Raw genomic sequence first — 13,402 nt, 5'->3', positions numbered from 1 at the left:
CCCTCCGACACCCCCACCCCGCCCCGAAAGGCACCCCATGAGCGGCCCCCTGTGGCTGACCCCCGACGACCGCCAGGACACCCTCCCCGCCATACCCCGCCCCCGCCCCCGCCCCTCCTGGGCCACCGCCGCCGACCCCCTCGACGAACTCGCCGACCGCCTCCACGACCTCATCGCCGCCGCCGTCCACCCCGACGAAATCGCCGCCATCCTCGAATCCGACGGCATGAACGACGAACACATCCGCCTCACCTACGGCCGCGCCAACTCCTTCGAACTCGCCGAAGAGCTCTACGCCCGCGTCCCCCGCGCCTACCCCGAACCCGACCTCGCTCCCGGCGACCCCTGGCACATCAGCCTCCTCCCCTGCCTGCTGCGCGGCCTCGTCTTCGCCCTCCCCGGCCTCGCCTACGTCCTGGGCGCCCCCTTCGCCACCGGCTCCACCCCCATCGCCGTCCTCATCGGCAGCGCCCTCACCGGCTGGGCCTGGAACCAGGCGCTGGCCCACCGGGCGTACACCTGGCTGGGCCTCGGCGACCGCCCGTCCGCCGCCCGCGCCCTGCTCACCGGCGCCCCCCTCGGCGCCCTCCTCGGCACCGCGGTGGCGCTCGCCGTTGCCGGGGCCGGCGAAGGGGCGGCCGTCACCTTCGCCGCCGTACAGGCCCTGTACCAGGGAGCGGCCACCGTCCTGCTGGTGCTCGGCCGGGAGAGGCTGCTGCTCGCCGCGCTGGCCCCGATGTCCGTCGGCGCGGTGCTCGCCCTGGTGCACGACGTCCCCGACCCGGTCAGGATCGTGCTGCTCGCGGTGTCCCCGCTGACGGTGCTGGTGCTCGCGGCGGTCGAGGTGCTGCGCGGCAGGCGCGGGCGGGTGCGCGGTCCTGGCGGACCGAAGGTGCTGGCGTCGGTGCCGTACGGGGTGTTCGGGCTGGCCACCGGCGTACTGGTGCTGCACGCGGCGCTCGGCGACGTGCTGTCCGGCGGGGAGACGGGAGCCGCCGCCGCACCCGGGGCGGTCGCGCTGACGCTCAGCATGGGGCCCGCCGAGTGGCTGCTGCACCGCTTCCGCAGCGGCACTCTCGCCGGGCTGCGGGCGGCGACGACCCCCAAGGCGTTCCGGCTGTCCACCGCCTGGACGCTGGCCCGCTGCCTGGGCCTGTATCTGCTGATCCTGGCCGCTCTCGCGGCAGCCGGGACACTGCTGTGGCCAATGGCGGAGGGCTTCGACGGGGTACGGGCCTTCGGCCTGCTGCTGATCGGTACCCTGATGTGGACCGGCCTGCTGCTCCAGGCGTTCGGCGCGGTGCTGGCGGCGGCCTCGGTGTGCGGCGCGGCCGCCCTCGTACAGACTCTTGCCGTACTGGGCGGAGCCGCTCAGGAGACCTCGCTCGCCGCACCGGCCCTCGCGGCCCTGCTGCTGACCGGCCTGGTCTGCGTCACCCTGGGAAGGGCAGCGGCACACCGGCCATGAGAGCCATCCCCCAGGACCGCCCGCCGCCCGCCGACCCCCGGGCCCGAGCCCGAGCCCAGGCCCGAGCCCGCGCCCACCTCCACCTCTCCACCCACCTCCACCTCTCCACCCACCTCCACCTCTCCACCCACCTCCACCTCTCCACCCACCTCCACCTCTCCACCCGCATCCGCATCCGTGAGGACCCTGAGGACCCACCCCGTGAGCCAGCTCCTCGTACCGCTCTACGAACACCCCGCCGACCGCCCCGACGCCTGGGAAGCGGTCCTGCGCGTGCCCGAGCGGCTGCACGGGGTGATCCTCAACCCGGCCAGCGGACCCGGCAGTTCGCCCGACCCGGCGTTCGTCGCGGTCGCCGACCGGCTGCGCGGCGCCGGGGTGCGCGTGCTGGGCTACGCGGACACCGACTACGCGCGCCGCCCGCACGCGCAGGTGGTGGACGAGCTGCTGAAGTACCGCGACTGGTACGCCACCGACGGAATCTTCCTCGACCAGGTCTCCTCCGGCCGCGACGCCCACGCCCACTACCGCCGGCTGTCGGTGGCAGCCAGGGCGGCCGGGGCCGAGACCCTGGTGTTCAACCACGGCGTGCACCCCGATCCGGCGTACCTCGACCTCGCCGAAGTGCTGGTGACCTTCGAGGGCACCTGGGACACCTATCTCGCGGACGGCCGGCCTCCGGAGTGGACGCGGGCCCACCCGGCGCACCGTTTCTGTCATCTGGTGTACGCCGCCCCGACGGACGTCGCCGCGCTGGCGGCCGGGCGGGGCGCCGGGGTGCACTGCGCGGTGCCCGGCGACGGGGAGCACCCCTGGGGGACGCTGCCGCACGGGCTCGGTCTCGGTGCGGGGGTACGCCGGTGAGGCGCGCGGGAGTTCTGCTGCTGATGCTGTTCCTGGTGGCGGGGTGCGGGGCGCCGCCGGAGCCGGAGGCCGGGCCGACGCAGGAGCCGAGACCCGGTGGCTCCAGCAGCCCCAGCGGTCCGGGCCTGCCCGGTACGTCCGGCAGCCCCACACCCACGACCGGCCCCGCCCAATCCACCGACCCGGCCGGCCCCACGGCGCGTCCCGCCAAACCCCGTCCCACCGAAGCCCGTTGGCAGCCCAGGCCAGGACAGGCCTGGCAGTGGCAGCTCACCGGGAAGCTGGACCTCTCGGTGGACGTACCGGTGTACGACGTGGACGCGCACACCACCTCCGCCGCGACCGTGGCCGCACTGCACGCCAAGGGCCGCAAGGTGATCTGCTATCTGTCGACCGGCGCCTGGGAGGACTTCCGCCCGGACGCGGCCCGCTTCCCGGAGGCGGTCCTGGGCGAGGGCAACGGCTGGAAGGGCGAGCGCTGGCTCGACATCCGCCGCACCGACGTACTGGAACCCCTGATGACCGCCCGGATCGAGATGTGCCGTGCCAAGGGCTTCGACGCCGTCGAGCCGGACAACATGGACGGCTACCTCAACGAGACCGGCTTTCCGCTGACCGCCGCCGACCAGCTCCGCTACAACCGGCTGATCGCCCGCATCGCCCACCGCGAGGGCCTGGCGGTCGGGCTGAAGAACGACCTCGAACAGATCCCCCAGCTGGTGGGGGACTTCGACTTCGCGGTGAACGAGCAGTGCGCGGAGTTCGACGAATGCGGGGAACTGAAGCCGTTCATCGCGGCCGGGAAGGCCGTCTTCCACGTGGAGTACGAGCTCGACGCGGGGGAGTTCTGCGAGGAGGCACGGGAGCTCCGGCTCAGCTCGATGGAGAAGAAGTACGAACTGGGGAAGTGGCGCACGGCCTGCTGACGCCGGGGCGCTAGCCCAGCGCCAGGACGACCAGTGCCGTGGTCGCCGCGGCCTCCGCGAGCGCGCCGAAAACATCGCCGGTCACTCCACCGAACCGACGCACACAGTGGCCGAGCAGCAGTTGGGCCGCGCCCAGCCCGGCCGCCACCGCCACCGCGTGGTGCAGCATTGCGAACGGGCCGAGGGCCAGCCCCGCCGCCGCGCACAGCAGCGTCACGGCGAGAGCCGCGACCACCGCGCCCCGCACCGGGACCACCCCCGCCACCGCCGCCCCGAGCCCCTCGGGCCGGGCGGCCGGAACGCCCTCGCGCGAGGCCAGGGTGAGGGCGAGGCGGGCCGCGACGCCCGCGACCAGGGCGGCCAGTGCACCGTGCGCCCAGCCGTCGGCGTACAACTGCGCGTACACCGCCACCTGCGCCAGCAGGGTCAACAACAGCGTGATCACACCGAACGGGCCGATGTCCGACTGCTTCATGATGTCCAGCGCAGTCGCCGCCGACTTGGCGCTGCCCAGACCGTCGGCGGTGTCCGCGAGCCCGTCCAGATGCAGCCCTCGGGTGAGCAGCGCAGGTACGGCGGCCGAGGCGACGGCCGCGAGCAGCGGGCCCGCCCCGAGCAACAGCAACAGCCCGCCGAGCGCCGCCGCGCAGAGCCCCACCACCGCGCCCGCGAGGGGCGCGCAGAGCATCCCGGTGCGGGCGGCCGAACGGTCCCAGCGGGTGAGCCGCACGGGAAGGACGGTGAGGGTGCCGAAGGCGAACCGCAGCCCGTCGAGGAGGGACGCGGCCGGGGGAGAGGAGGGTACGGAGGGCGACGGCGGGGGAGGAGTGCTCACCGGCCGCAGGCTATCCGGCCGGATCGGCCGGTAGGTTACGCATTACGGGCAAAGCGCATATAGCGGAGTGGGTGGCATGAGTCACTGGCTGTACCGGAACATCATCGAGCCGGGGAAGCTCCCGCTCTTCCTGGCGCTGCTCTCCTTCGTGCTGTCCTTCCTGGTCACCCGCACCATCACCCGGCTCATCCGGGCGGGGAGGGGGCCGTTCCGGAACATCACCCCGGGTGGTCTGCACATCCACCACGCGGTCCCGGGGGTGGTCCTCACCATCATCGGCGGCTTCGGGGCGGTGGCCAGCGGACGGCACGGGGTGGGATCGGCGATCTGCGCGGTGATCTTCGGGATGGGCGCGGGGCTGGTGCTGGACGAGTTCGCGCTGATCCTGCACCTGGACGACGTCTACTGGTCCGAACAGGGGCGGGCCAGCGTCGAGATCGTGGTGCTGACCGCCGCCCTGGTGCTGCTGGTCCTCACCGGGTCGCTGCCCTTCGGGGTGAACGACCTGTCGGACGAGGAGATGCACAGCAGGGGGCTGCTCATCTCCAACGTGGTCTTCAACGGTATGTGGTCGGTGATCGCCCTGTTCAAGGGCAAGGTGCGCACCGCCATGTTCGGGATCGTGGTCCCGATGGTCGGGGTGGTCGGCGCGATCCGGCTCGCCCGCCCCAACTCTCCCTGGGCGCGCCGCTTCTACCGCCACCGCCCGAAGGCCCGCGCCAGGGCGATGCGCCGGGTCTACCGCCACGACCGCCGTTGGGCCCGCCGGAGCCGCGCCTTCCAGGACTGGCTGGGCGGGGCCCCGGACCGGGAGGACAGCAAACGGATGACAGACGGGGGATGACAGATATTGAAAACTGTCATCTGATATCTGAAATCTGTCAGCTGGTATCCGTCAGTTGAAATCTGTCAGCCGTCAGCCGTCAGCCGTCAGCCGTCAGCCGTCAGCCGTCAGCCCCTCCGCTCCCTGCGTCGACGGAGCGCCGCCTCGATCAGCATCAGTACGAACACCCCCAAGAGCGCCGCGATGTGCTCCTTGCCGGCCAGGTTGGTCTTGACGATCACCTCGATCACCATCGCCACCACGACCGCCGCGGCCGTCCACCGCGCCCCGTACCGCCAGCACACGTACAGCGCGAGCCCGACCACCGCCGCCGAAGGGCCGGTGTCCACGACCGTCTTGTCGATCTCCGGCAGCCCGATCGGGTGGTCCGGCCCCAGGCCCACGCCCACGCGGGCGTACAGCGTGCCGGAGAGCGAGGCGACGTACGCCAGGAACAGCGTCTTCCAGCGGCCCAGACAGATCTCCGCGATGCCGAACACCAGCAGCATCTGCGCGAGCGCACCCCACACCGGCAGGTCGAGGGCGGGGACGAACAGGGACAGCGGGGTGCGGAGCAGGGAGAGCAGGAGGGGATCCTCGGCGCGCACCGCGCCGATGTTCTGGACGAACTGATAGCCCCAGGACTGGTTCTGCACGAGCTGGAAGACCGAGGTCAGACAGATGGCGGCCAGCGTCATCGGAATGGCCCGCCACCGCTCGGTGACCAGCGCCCCGCGCACCCGCGCGTACAGCGGACCCCACTCGCGCCGGGCGAACCGGCGGAGCGGGGAGACGGGGACGGCCGTGGCGCTCACGTTCTCTTTCCCGTCGAAAGGTGCTTGCGGTGCAGCCACTTGGGCAGACCCGGGGCTTCCAGGAAGCCCTCGGCGCGCCCTGCGGCGATGCCGATCCTCAGCAGGTCGGCACTCTTCTCGAAGAGCATGAAGCGAGGCTCCCAGATCGGTCGGTACTTGGCATTGGCCCGGTACAACGACTCGATCTGCCACCAGCGCGAGAAGAAGCTCAGCATCGAACGCCAGAGCCGCAGCACCGGTCCCGCCCCGAGGCGTGCACCACGTTCGAAGACCGAGCGGAACATCGCGAAGTTCAGCGACACCTGAGTGATCTTGATCTCGGGGGCGCGCCGGAGGAGTTCGATGACCATGAACTCCATCAGTCCGTTCTCGGAGTCGCGGTCGCGTCGCATCAGGTCCAGCGACAGACCCTTCGGCCCCCACGGCACGAAGCTGAGCACGGCCCGCAGCGCGCCCTCGCCGTCCGTGCACTCCAGCATCACGCAGCGACCGTCGGCCGGGTCTCCCAGGCGCCCCAGCGCCATCGAGAAGCCGCGTTCGGTCTCGCCGTCCCGCCAGTCGTCGGCCTTGCGCAGCAGTTCGGCCATCTCTGCCTCGGGGATCTCCTCGTGGCGGCGGATCCGCACCTGGTACCCGGCCCGCTTCACGCGGTTGTACGCCTGTCGTACGGTGCGCATCGCGCGGCCCTCAAGGGTGAACTCGGCGGTCTCCACGATCGCCTCGTCGCCCAGCTCCAGGGCGTTCAGCCCGTGCCTGGCGTAGATCGTGCCGGCCTCCTCGCCGGCGCCCATCACCGCGGGCGTCCAGCCGTGCTCCCTGGCCTCGGTCAGCCACGGTTCGATCGCCCCCGGCCAGGCCTCGGGGTCGCCGATCGGGTCGCCGGAAGCCAGCGAAACCCCGCCCACCACCCGGTAGGTGATCGCCGCCTTGCCCGTCGGCGACCAGATGACGCTCTTCTCTCGGCGCAGCGAGAAGTAGCCGAGGGAGTCGCGGTCGCCCTGCTTGTCCAGCAGTGCCCGCAGCTTCTCCTCGTCCTCCTCGGAGAGCGGGTCCACGGCCCGTCGGGAGCGGAAGGCCGCGAGGAGGACGCCGATGAGCAGGGCCGTACTCATGATGTTGATCGTGACGTTGACCCAGCCCGGCGTCATGATCCCGGCGAACTGGGCGTCCGGCGCGGCCAGCGAGATCAGCCGGGCCACGCCGTAGCGCCAGCGTTCCAGGAAGGTCGAGGAACCGGCCCCGTGCTTGGCGGTGTTGGTGACCGTGACCAGCAGTGCGGCCAGCAGCGAGGTGACCAGGAGCCCGCCCACCGCGACCACGGCCGCCAGCTTCGGGTTGGACCGGTCGCCCTTGGCGTAGAACTCGCGCCGGCCGAGCAGCAGCGCCACGAAGAACCCGCCGGTCAGGAACAGCGAGACCCAGTTGTGCGCGTACTGGCGGATCTCGGGGAAGAACATCACCGCCGAGAACAGCAGTGTCAACAGCCCGCTGAGCACCAGGTTCAGGATCCATGCGGCCCGCTTGCGCCGCCGCATGGTCACCGCCATGACCAGTGCGAACAGACCGGACGAGAAACCGGCCGTCAGCAGGTACGGGGTGAAGTAGTCGCCGGCGTTGTGACGCCTGAGGTCCTGACCGAGGGAGACCCACACGGCGCTCAGGAAGCAGACGAACGTCATGAAGCGCAGGTACCAGACGGCGGCCGTCGCGCTGCGCCGGGACAGCTTGGTGCTGCGATGCCCGGCGGACGCGGGCGGAGCGGCCCTGGGTGTCGGGGCCTTGGGTGTTCCTTCGACGGACAAGCGGACATCTCCCATAAAACGCGATGATATGGGGCATTGCGCTTCGGGGGATGTCGCTCACGGAGTGAGCCGTGCCCGCCCTGTCCGGCGGGCCGGGCTCAGAGCCTGCGTCTCAGTCGTCCGTGTCCTCGGCGCCCTCGGCCTCGCCGGTCTCCTCCACCCGTACCGGCAGCTCCGCGGCGAGCGCGGCAGCGGCCTGGACCAGCGGAAGTGCCAGCAATGCCCCAGTTCCTTCCCCTGCAGTGACGCCTTGATCGAGCAGAGGGTTGAGTGCCATGCGATCGAGCGCCTTCGCCTGGGCCGGCTCGCCGCTGACCTGCCCGGCCAGCCACCAGTCCGGTGCCCGGAACGCGGCCCGCTGGGCCACCAGCGCACACGCCGCGGACACGACTCCATCCAGGATCACCGGGGTACGCCGTACCGCGCACTGGAGCAGGAAGCCGGTCATCGCCGCCAGGTCCGCCCCGCCCACGGCGGCCAGCAGCTCCAGCTGGTCGCCGAGCACCGGGCGCGCCCGGCGCAGCGCATCCCTGATCGCGGCGCACTTGCGCATCCAGGCCAGGTCGTCGATGTGGGCGCCGCCGCGGCCGGTGACAACCGAGGCGTCCGTGCCGCAGAGGGCGGCGACCAGGACGGCGGCGGCGGTGGTGCCGCCGACACTCAGGTCGCCGAGCACGACGAGGTCGGTGCCGGCGTCGGCCTCCTCGTCGGCGATGGCCATGCCGAGACGGACGGCCTGCTCGGCCTCCTCGGGCGTGAGGGCGTCCTCGATGTCGATACGCCCGCAGCCCCGGCGCACCCGATGGCGGACGACCTCCTCGGGGAGCAGGTCCGGGTCGCAGTCCAGACCGGCGTCGACGATACGGAGCTGGGCGCCTGCCCGGCGGGCCAGCACGGCCACCGGGCTCTCGCCGTCCAGGGCGGCGCGCACCAGCCGGTGCGCGGAACCGGCCTCGCGTGCCGAGACCTTGAGGTCGGCGATGCCGTGGTCGGCGGCGAAGAGGACGACCTTGGCGCGCGCGACGGGCCGCACGGGTACCGCCCCCTGCGCCGCTGCCAGCCACTCGCCCAGTTCGTCGAGGCGGCCGAGGGTGCCGGGTGCGATGGCGAGGCGCTCGCGCCGGTCCTCGGCTTCCCGGCGTACGCCGCTGTCCGGACGCTCGATCAGGTCCGAGAAGTCATCAAGATTCAACGCGCTCATTTGCCGAACAGTACCGGCCGGGGCGGCGCGGACCCCCTGCCCCTACCGCAGCCGCAGCACCTGGCCCGCCACCACCAGCAGTACCTCCTCGCACTCGGTCGCGACCCGCGCGTTCAGCCGGCCCAGTTCGTCGCGGAAGCGGCGGCCCGACGGGGTCGCGGGGACCACCCCCGACCCCACCTCGTTGCTCACCGCGACGACTGTCCGGTCCGATTCCCGAAGCGCCCGCACCAGCTCCTGAACCCGCTCCCGCAGCGCCTCCCGGCCGCCCGAGGACCACCTCTCCTCGTCCCAGGCACCGACCCGGTCCATCGCGTCGGTCAGCCACAGCGCCAGGCAGTCGATCAGCAGCGGCGGCCCGTCCTGGGCCAGCAGGCCGGCCACCTCGCAGGTCTCCTCCGTGCGCCAGCTGCCGGGACGGCGTTCGCGGTGGAGCCCGATCCGCTCGGCCCACTCGCGGTCGCCGTCGCGCCGCCCGCCGGTGGCAACGTAAACAACCCCGGGGAAACCCTCCAGCCGACGCTCGGCCTCCACCGACTTGCCCGACCTGGCCCCGCCGAGGACCAGCGTGCGGCGCGGCACGTCCGGCACCTCCAGGTACTCGCCGACCACCAGCGTCGTCCCGTCCGCGACGGCCCGCGCCCCGAGCGCCGCCAGCCGCCGGTCCGTCTCCGCGCCACCCGGAACGTCATGGTCCAGATGTACGGCGAGGACCTCGGTGGCCGCCACCACCGCCCCCCACCCCCGGAGCTTCGCCAGCGCGTCCGGGCGCCCGACGACGTCCATCGCGACCAGGTCGTACGGCCGCGTCCCGCTGCCCTCCCCGGCAGGAGCACCGCCCCTCGGCAGATACAGCAGCCGCTCGCCCTCCGCCGACGTCACCTCGTAACCCGTGCCGGGGGAGTCCATCGGCACCGCCCGCACCCGGTGCCCGCTGATCAGCGTCAACTCCTGGCCGTCCGGCACCCGCCCGGCCCGGGGCAGCCCCGGCGGCAGTTCCACGGGCGGCCCGTCGTGCGGATGGGTGAGCAGAACCTGCCGTACGCCGCCGAGCGTGCGCCCCGCGCGGGCGGCCGCCAGCGCGGCCCCGGGAGTGAGGTCGAGCAGCAGCGCCCCGTCCACCAGGAGCGCGGTCGCGCCACGTGCGAGGGTGCCGCGGGCGGTGGCGCAGGTGGCGCAGGGGCAGTCGGGGCGGGGCAGGCCGGTCGGTGCGCCGGTTCCCAGGAGAGTCAGTTCCACGGGTCGATCCTCCCGTGTCCTTGTGCGCTCTGCGCGCCCGGCTACGCTGCCAGCAGCATCTGGTCGACCCGGGAGGCGTACATGGCGTGGACGTGGCGGTTCGAGACGGCAGAAGGAACGGAAACCCAACCGGCCGTCGAGCCGGAGGAGTTCACCACGCAGGGCGATGCGGAGTCCTGGCTCGGTGAGGTCTGGAAGGACCTTCTGGAGGGCGGGGCCTCGCAGGTGACCCTGTCGGAGGACGGCAAGAAGATCTACGGCCCGATGAGCCTGAACGCGGAGGGGTAGGGCGAGGGAGCGGGGGAGCGGCTCCTGAGCCGAGGAGCCGCACCCCTCACCTCCCTACATCTCGCCCAGCGTCACCTCGGCCACCTTCTCCGCCCCGTCCCGCTGGTACTCCACCTTCACCTGCTGGCCCGGCTTCATCGAAGCCAGCGCCTCGGTGAGGGAGTTGATGGTCTCCACCGGCTTCCCGTCGAGGCCGATGAGGACGTCGCCGGGCTCCAGGCCCGCCTTCGCCGCGGGCCCGCCCTTCTCGACGGACGCCACCGCGACCCCCGCGGGCCGGAAGTCGTCGCCCAGCACCGTGCGGCCGGAGATGCCCAGTGCCGCCCGGCCGGAGTCCGTGACCTTGCCGTCCTTGATGATCTGGTCGGCGACGGTGCGCACCATCGCGGCCGGGATGGCGAACCCGATCCCGGGTGCCGCCCCACCGCCCATCTGCGGATCGCTCGCGGCCAGGGTCGGGATACCGATCACGGAACCGTCCAGGTCCACCAGCGCCCCACCGCTGTTCCCTGGGTTGATGGCCGCCGAGGTCTGCACCATGTTGGCGATGGTGGCCCCGGTGCCGCCGCCGGTACGGGGCTCGCTCACGGTCCGGCCGACCGCGGAGACGATTCCCTGGGTGACACTGCTGGACAGACCGAGCGGACTGCCCATGGCGAGCACGATCTGCCCGACCTCGACCTTGGTCGAATCCCCGAACCTGGCCGCCTTCATCCCGCCGGGCACCTTGTTCAGCTTGATGACGGCCAGATCCTGCTCCGGGTACGTCGCCACCAGCTTGGCGGCCAGCGGGTCGCCGCCGGTGGCGACGGTGACCTTGAACTCCTTCTCCTCACCCACCACATGGGCGTTGGTGACGACGTGCCCCTTGTCGTCGTAGACCACTCCGGAGCCCAGGCCCTCGCTCGCGTCGATCTGCACGACCGACGGCAGCACGTTCTTGATCACCTGCTGGTAGTCGTCCTCCAGCTCCCGGGGCCCGTCGGAGCTGCCCGACGACGTTGAGGCGGAGGCCGAGGCTGAGGACTTGGGAGGCGCCGGGTCGGAACAGCCGGAGAGCAGTGACACGGCACAGGTCCCCGCGACGAGCGGGAGCAGCAGGTGACGTGCGGGGCGACGTGCGGGGGCGCGGTGAAACGATCCGTCCATGTCTGACATGTCTGGAGTGTCTCTTCTGTCCGTACGTGACGGCCTCCGGACAGGGGCCGAACAGGGGGCCCGGCCCCTCAGACGGACTCCACGGCCTCCGCCGGCCTGACCGTCTCGGAGGACTCCACCGCCTCGGTGGACCCGGCCGCCTCCACCGCGTCCCCCGTCTCCACCGCCGTCAGGAACTGCGTGGCCGCCAGCTCCGCGTAGAGCGAGTCGCCCGACACCAGCTCCGCATGGGTGCCCACCGCCCGCACCTTGCCCGCGTCCATCACCACGATCCGGTCGGCGAGGGTCACCGTGGACAGCCGGTGCGCCACCACCAGCACCGTCGTCTCCCTGGCCGCCTCCGCGACCGCGTCCCGCAGCGCCAGCTCGTTGACCGCGTCGAGCTGCGAGGTCGCCTCGTCCAGGAGCAGCAGCCTGGGCTTGCGCAGCAGTGCCCGGGCGATGGCGACCCGCTGGCGTTCACCGCCGGACAGCTTGGAGCCGCGGTGCCCGACCACGGTCTCCAGCCCGTCGGGCAGCCGCGACACGAGTCCGTCGAGCCGGGCCCGTACCAGCACCTGGTGGATCTCTTCGTCGCTCACGCCGGGGGCCGCGAACACCAGGTTCTCGCGGAGGGTGCCCGCGAGGACGGGCGCGTCCTGCTCGACGTAACCGATGTTCGCCCGCAGCTCGGCGAGCGGCCAGTCGCGTACGTCCCGGCCGTCGAGCAGGACGCGGCCGGCGGACGCCTCGTAGAACCGCTCGATCAGCCCGAAGACGGTGGTCTTGCCCGCGCCGGAGGGGCCGACGAAGGCGGTGGTACCGCGCCCGGGGACCTCGAAGTCGACGCCGCGGTGGACCTCGGGGAGGCCGTCGCGGTAGCGGAAGCAGACTCCCTCGAAGGCCACGCTCGCGGCGCCGCCGGACGGTGCCGGGGCCGGCCCTTCCTCCTCCGTATGCTCCGTCTCCAGCTTCTCCGCCTCCACGATCCGGGCCACCGCCGCCGACCCCACCTGGTACTGGGTGACCGCCGAGACGATCTGCGAGATCGGGTCGATCAGATAGAAGAGGTACAGCAGGAAGGCGATCAGTGTGGCCACCGAGATCGAGCCCGACGCGACCCGCGCCCCGCCGATCCCCAGCACCGCCAGGAACGACACCTGGACCGCCAGGCCGATCGAGGTCCCCGCCACCGACTGCCACTTGGCGGACCGCACGCCGTGCCGCCACGCCTCCTGCGCCGCCGCCTCGACCACCGCGCTCTCGCGTGCCTCCGCGCCCGAGGCCTTGATGGTGCGGAACGCGCCGAACGCCCGCTCCAGCACGGCCGATATCGCGCCGACCGCCACCTGCGACTCCTTGGCCGCCTGGGCGATCTTCGGCATGACCACGGCCACCGCGCTGCCGATCAGCACGATCACCCCGAGCGTGACCCCGAGCAGCACCGGGTCCATCACCCACATCAGCACGATGATGCCCACGAAGGTGAGCGTCCCGGTCGCCGCCGAGACGATCGACTGGGTGGTGACCGCACGCAGCAGCGTGGTGTCGGAGGTGACCCGGGACATCAGGTCGCCCGGCTGGGTCTGCTCCACCTCCGGCAGCCGCAGCCGCAGCAGCCGTCCGACCAGGGACCTGCGGGCGGCCAGCACCACCGACTCGGCGGTGCGCTCCAGGACGTACTGCCCGACTGCCTGCACCGCTGTCCCGAACAGCACCAGCGCGGTGAGCACCAGCAGGATCCCGGTGATCGAACCGTCCGTGCCGAGCCGCTCGACCAGCGCCTTGGCCGCCAGCGGCTGGGCGAGACCGCTCGCCGAGCCGATCAGTGTGCAGAGCGCGCCGAGGGCGGACGGCCGCGCGATGCGGCCGGAAGTGCCGGTAGAGGTGCCGCCAGGTCTCGCGGGCGGGCAGTTTCGGGGTGGCCGGGGCGTCCGCGGGGGCGGGGGCCGACTGCTCAGGGGTCACATGGCTCACGTACCGGAAGACGCAGAACAGTGCCCC

Annotated in this window: 11 protein-coding genes and 1 pseudogene; 5 read left to right on the top strand and 7 right to left on the bottom strand. The window is 72.3% G+C overall.

Features of this window, described 5'->3' with window-relative positions; genetic code table 11:
* The first annotated feature begins 37 nt into the window (after positions 1-37).
* From ACIA73_RS08650 to ACIA73_RS08640, 3 genes are all read left to right on the top strand, one after another.
* Positions 38-1,468 carry a hypothetical protein gene (locus ACIA73_RS08650; RefSeq protein ID WP_399437601.1) on the top strand — a complete coding sequence of 477 codons (1,431 nt, stop codon included), beginning with the start codon at positions 38-40 and terminating at the stop codon, positions 1,466-1,468.
* Positions 1,469-1,669: 201 nt separating this feature from the next.
* Complete coding sequence (locus ACIA73_RS08645; protein WP_399437600.1) at positions 1,670-2,332, top strand: spherulation-specific family 4 protein; 663 nt, start codon at positions 1,670-1,672, stop codon at positions 2,330-2,332.
* A 23-nt stretch (positions 2,333-2,355) separates the two neighbouring features.
* Positions 2,356-3,258, top strand: coding sequence for an endo alpha-1,4 polygalactosaminidase (locus ACIA73_RS08640; protein ID WP_399438028.1), 903 nt, complete (start codon positions 2,356-2,358; stop codon positions 3,256-3,258).
* Between the two features lie 10 nt (positions 3,259-3,268).
* Here the strand turns inward: ACIA73_RS08640 and ACIA73_RS08635 are convergent, their stop codons facing one another.
* On the bottom strand, positions 3,269-4,093 hold the full coding sequence (locus tag ACIA73_RS08635) for an adenosylcobinamide-GDP ribazoletransferase (protein WP_399437599.1): 825 nt from the start codon (positions 4,091-4,093) through the stop codon (positions 3,269-3,271).
* A gap of 76 nt (positions 4,094-4,169) precedes the next feature.
* On the opposite strand from ACIA73_RS08635, the gene ACIA73_RS08630 reads away from it, so the two are divergent.
* On the top strand, positions 4,170-4,937 hold the full coding sequence (locus ACIA73_RS08630) for a hypothetical protein (RefSeq protein WP_399437598.1): 768 nt from the start codon (positions 4,170-4,172) through the stop codon (positions 4,935-4,937).
* Between the two features lie 107 nt (positions 4,938-5,044).
* Here the strand turns inward: ACIA73_RS08630 and ACIA73_RS08625 are convergent, their stop codons facing one another.
* From ACIA73_RS08625 to ACIA73_RS08610, 4 genes are all read right to left on the bottom strand, one after another.
* On the bottom strand, positions 5,045-5,731 hold the full coding sequence (locus tag ACIA73_RS08625) for a hypothetical protein (protein WP_399437597.1): 687 nt from the start codon (positions 5,729-5,731) through the stop codon (positions 5,045-5,047).
* Positions 5,728-7,548, bottom strand: a complete 1,821-nt coding sequence (locus ACIA73_RS08620; protein WP_399437596.1) for a phosphatidylglycerol lysyltransferase domain-containing protein — start codon at positions 7,546-7,548, stop codon at positions 5,728-5,730. The genes ACIA73_RS08625 and ACIA73_RS08620 overlap by 4 nt, the downstream gene beginning before the upstream one ends.
* Before the next feature lie 97 nt (positions 7,549-7,645).
* Positions 7,646-8,734, bottom strand: coding sequence for a nicotinate-nucleotide--dimethylbenzimidazole phosphoribosyltransferase (gene cobT, locus ACIA73_RS08615; protein WP_399437595.1), 1,089 nt, complete (start codon positions 8,732-8,734; stop codon positions 7,646-7,648).
* Positions 8,735-8,776: 42 nt separating this feature from the next.
* A complete protein-coding gene (locus ACIA73_RS08610; protein ID WP_399437594.1) occupies positions 8,777-9,973 on the bottom strand; it encodes a bifunctional adenosylcobinamide kinase/adenosylcobinamide-phosphate guanylyltransferase in 1,197 nt (398 codons plus the stop codon).
* 81 nt (positions 9,974-10,054) lie between these two features.
* Between ACIA73_RS08610 and ACIA73_RS08605 the strand changes: the two genes are divergently transcribed.
* The gene (locus tag ACIA73_RS08605) at positions 10,055-10,261 is read left to right on the top strand and encodes a hypothetical protein (protein WP_399437593.1); all 207 of its coding nucleotides are present in this window, start codon (positions 10,055-10,057) and stop codon (positions 10,259-10,261) included.
* Between the two features lie 54 nt (positions 10,262-10,315).
* Here ACIA73_RS08605 and ACIA73_RS08600 read toward each other — a convergent pair whose 3' ends face one another.
* Positions 10,316-11,410, bottom strand: coding sequence for a S1C family serine protease (locus tag ACIA73_RS08600; RefSeq protein WP_399438027.1), 1,095 nt, complete (start codon positions 11,408-11,410; stop codon positions 10,316-10,318).
* A gap of 77 nt (positions 11,411-11,487) precedes the next feature.
* Positions 11,488-13,366, bottom strand: a pseudogene (locus ACIA73_RS08595) (ABC transporter ATP-binding protein).
* Between the last annotated feature and the right edge of the window lie 36 nt (positions 13,367-13,402).

It is taken from the genome of Streptomyces sp. NPDC051561 (assembly GCF_044454195.1).
Lineage (GTDB): Bacteria > Actinomycetota > Actinomycetes > Streptomycetales > Streptomycetaceae > Streptomyces.
This window is presented reverse-complemented; position numbering and strand designations above follow the sequence as displayed.

Bases quoted from the DNA above. Each gene is read 5' to 3' on its own strand.
- ACIA73_RS08620 (WP_399437596.1), bottom strand. From the start codon at position 7,548: ATGGGAGATGTCCGCTTGTCCGTCGAAGGAACACCCAAGGCCCCGACA.
- ACIA73_RS08605 (WP_399437593.1), top strand. From the start codon at position 10,055: ATGGCGTGGACGTGGCGGTTCGAGACGGCAGAAGGAACGGAAACCCAA.
- ACIA73_RS08640 (WP_399438028.1), top strand. From the start codon at position 2,356: ATGCTGTTCCTGGTGGCGGGGTGCGGGGCGCCGCCGGAGCCGGAGGCC.
- ACIA73_RS08630 (WP_399437598.1), top strand. From the start codon at position 4,170: ATGAGTCACTGGCTGTACCGGAACATCATCGAGCCGGGGAAGCTCCCG.
- ACIA73_RS08600 (WP_399438027.1), bottom strand. From the start codon at position 11,410: ATGGACGGATCGTTTCACCGCGCCCCCGCACGTCGCCCCGCACGTCAC.
- cobT (WP_399437595.1), bottom strand. From the start codon at position 8,734: ATGAGCGCGTTGAATCTTGATGACTTCTCGGACCTGATCGAGCGTCCG.
- ACIA73_RS08650 (WP_399437601.1), top strand. From the start codon at position 38: ATGAGCGGCCCCCTGTGGCTGACCCCCGACGACCGCCAGGACACCCTC.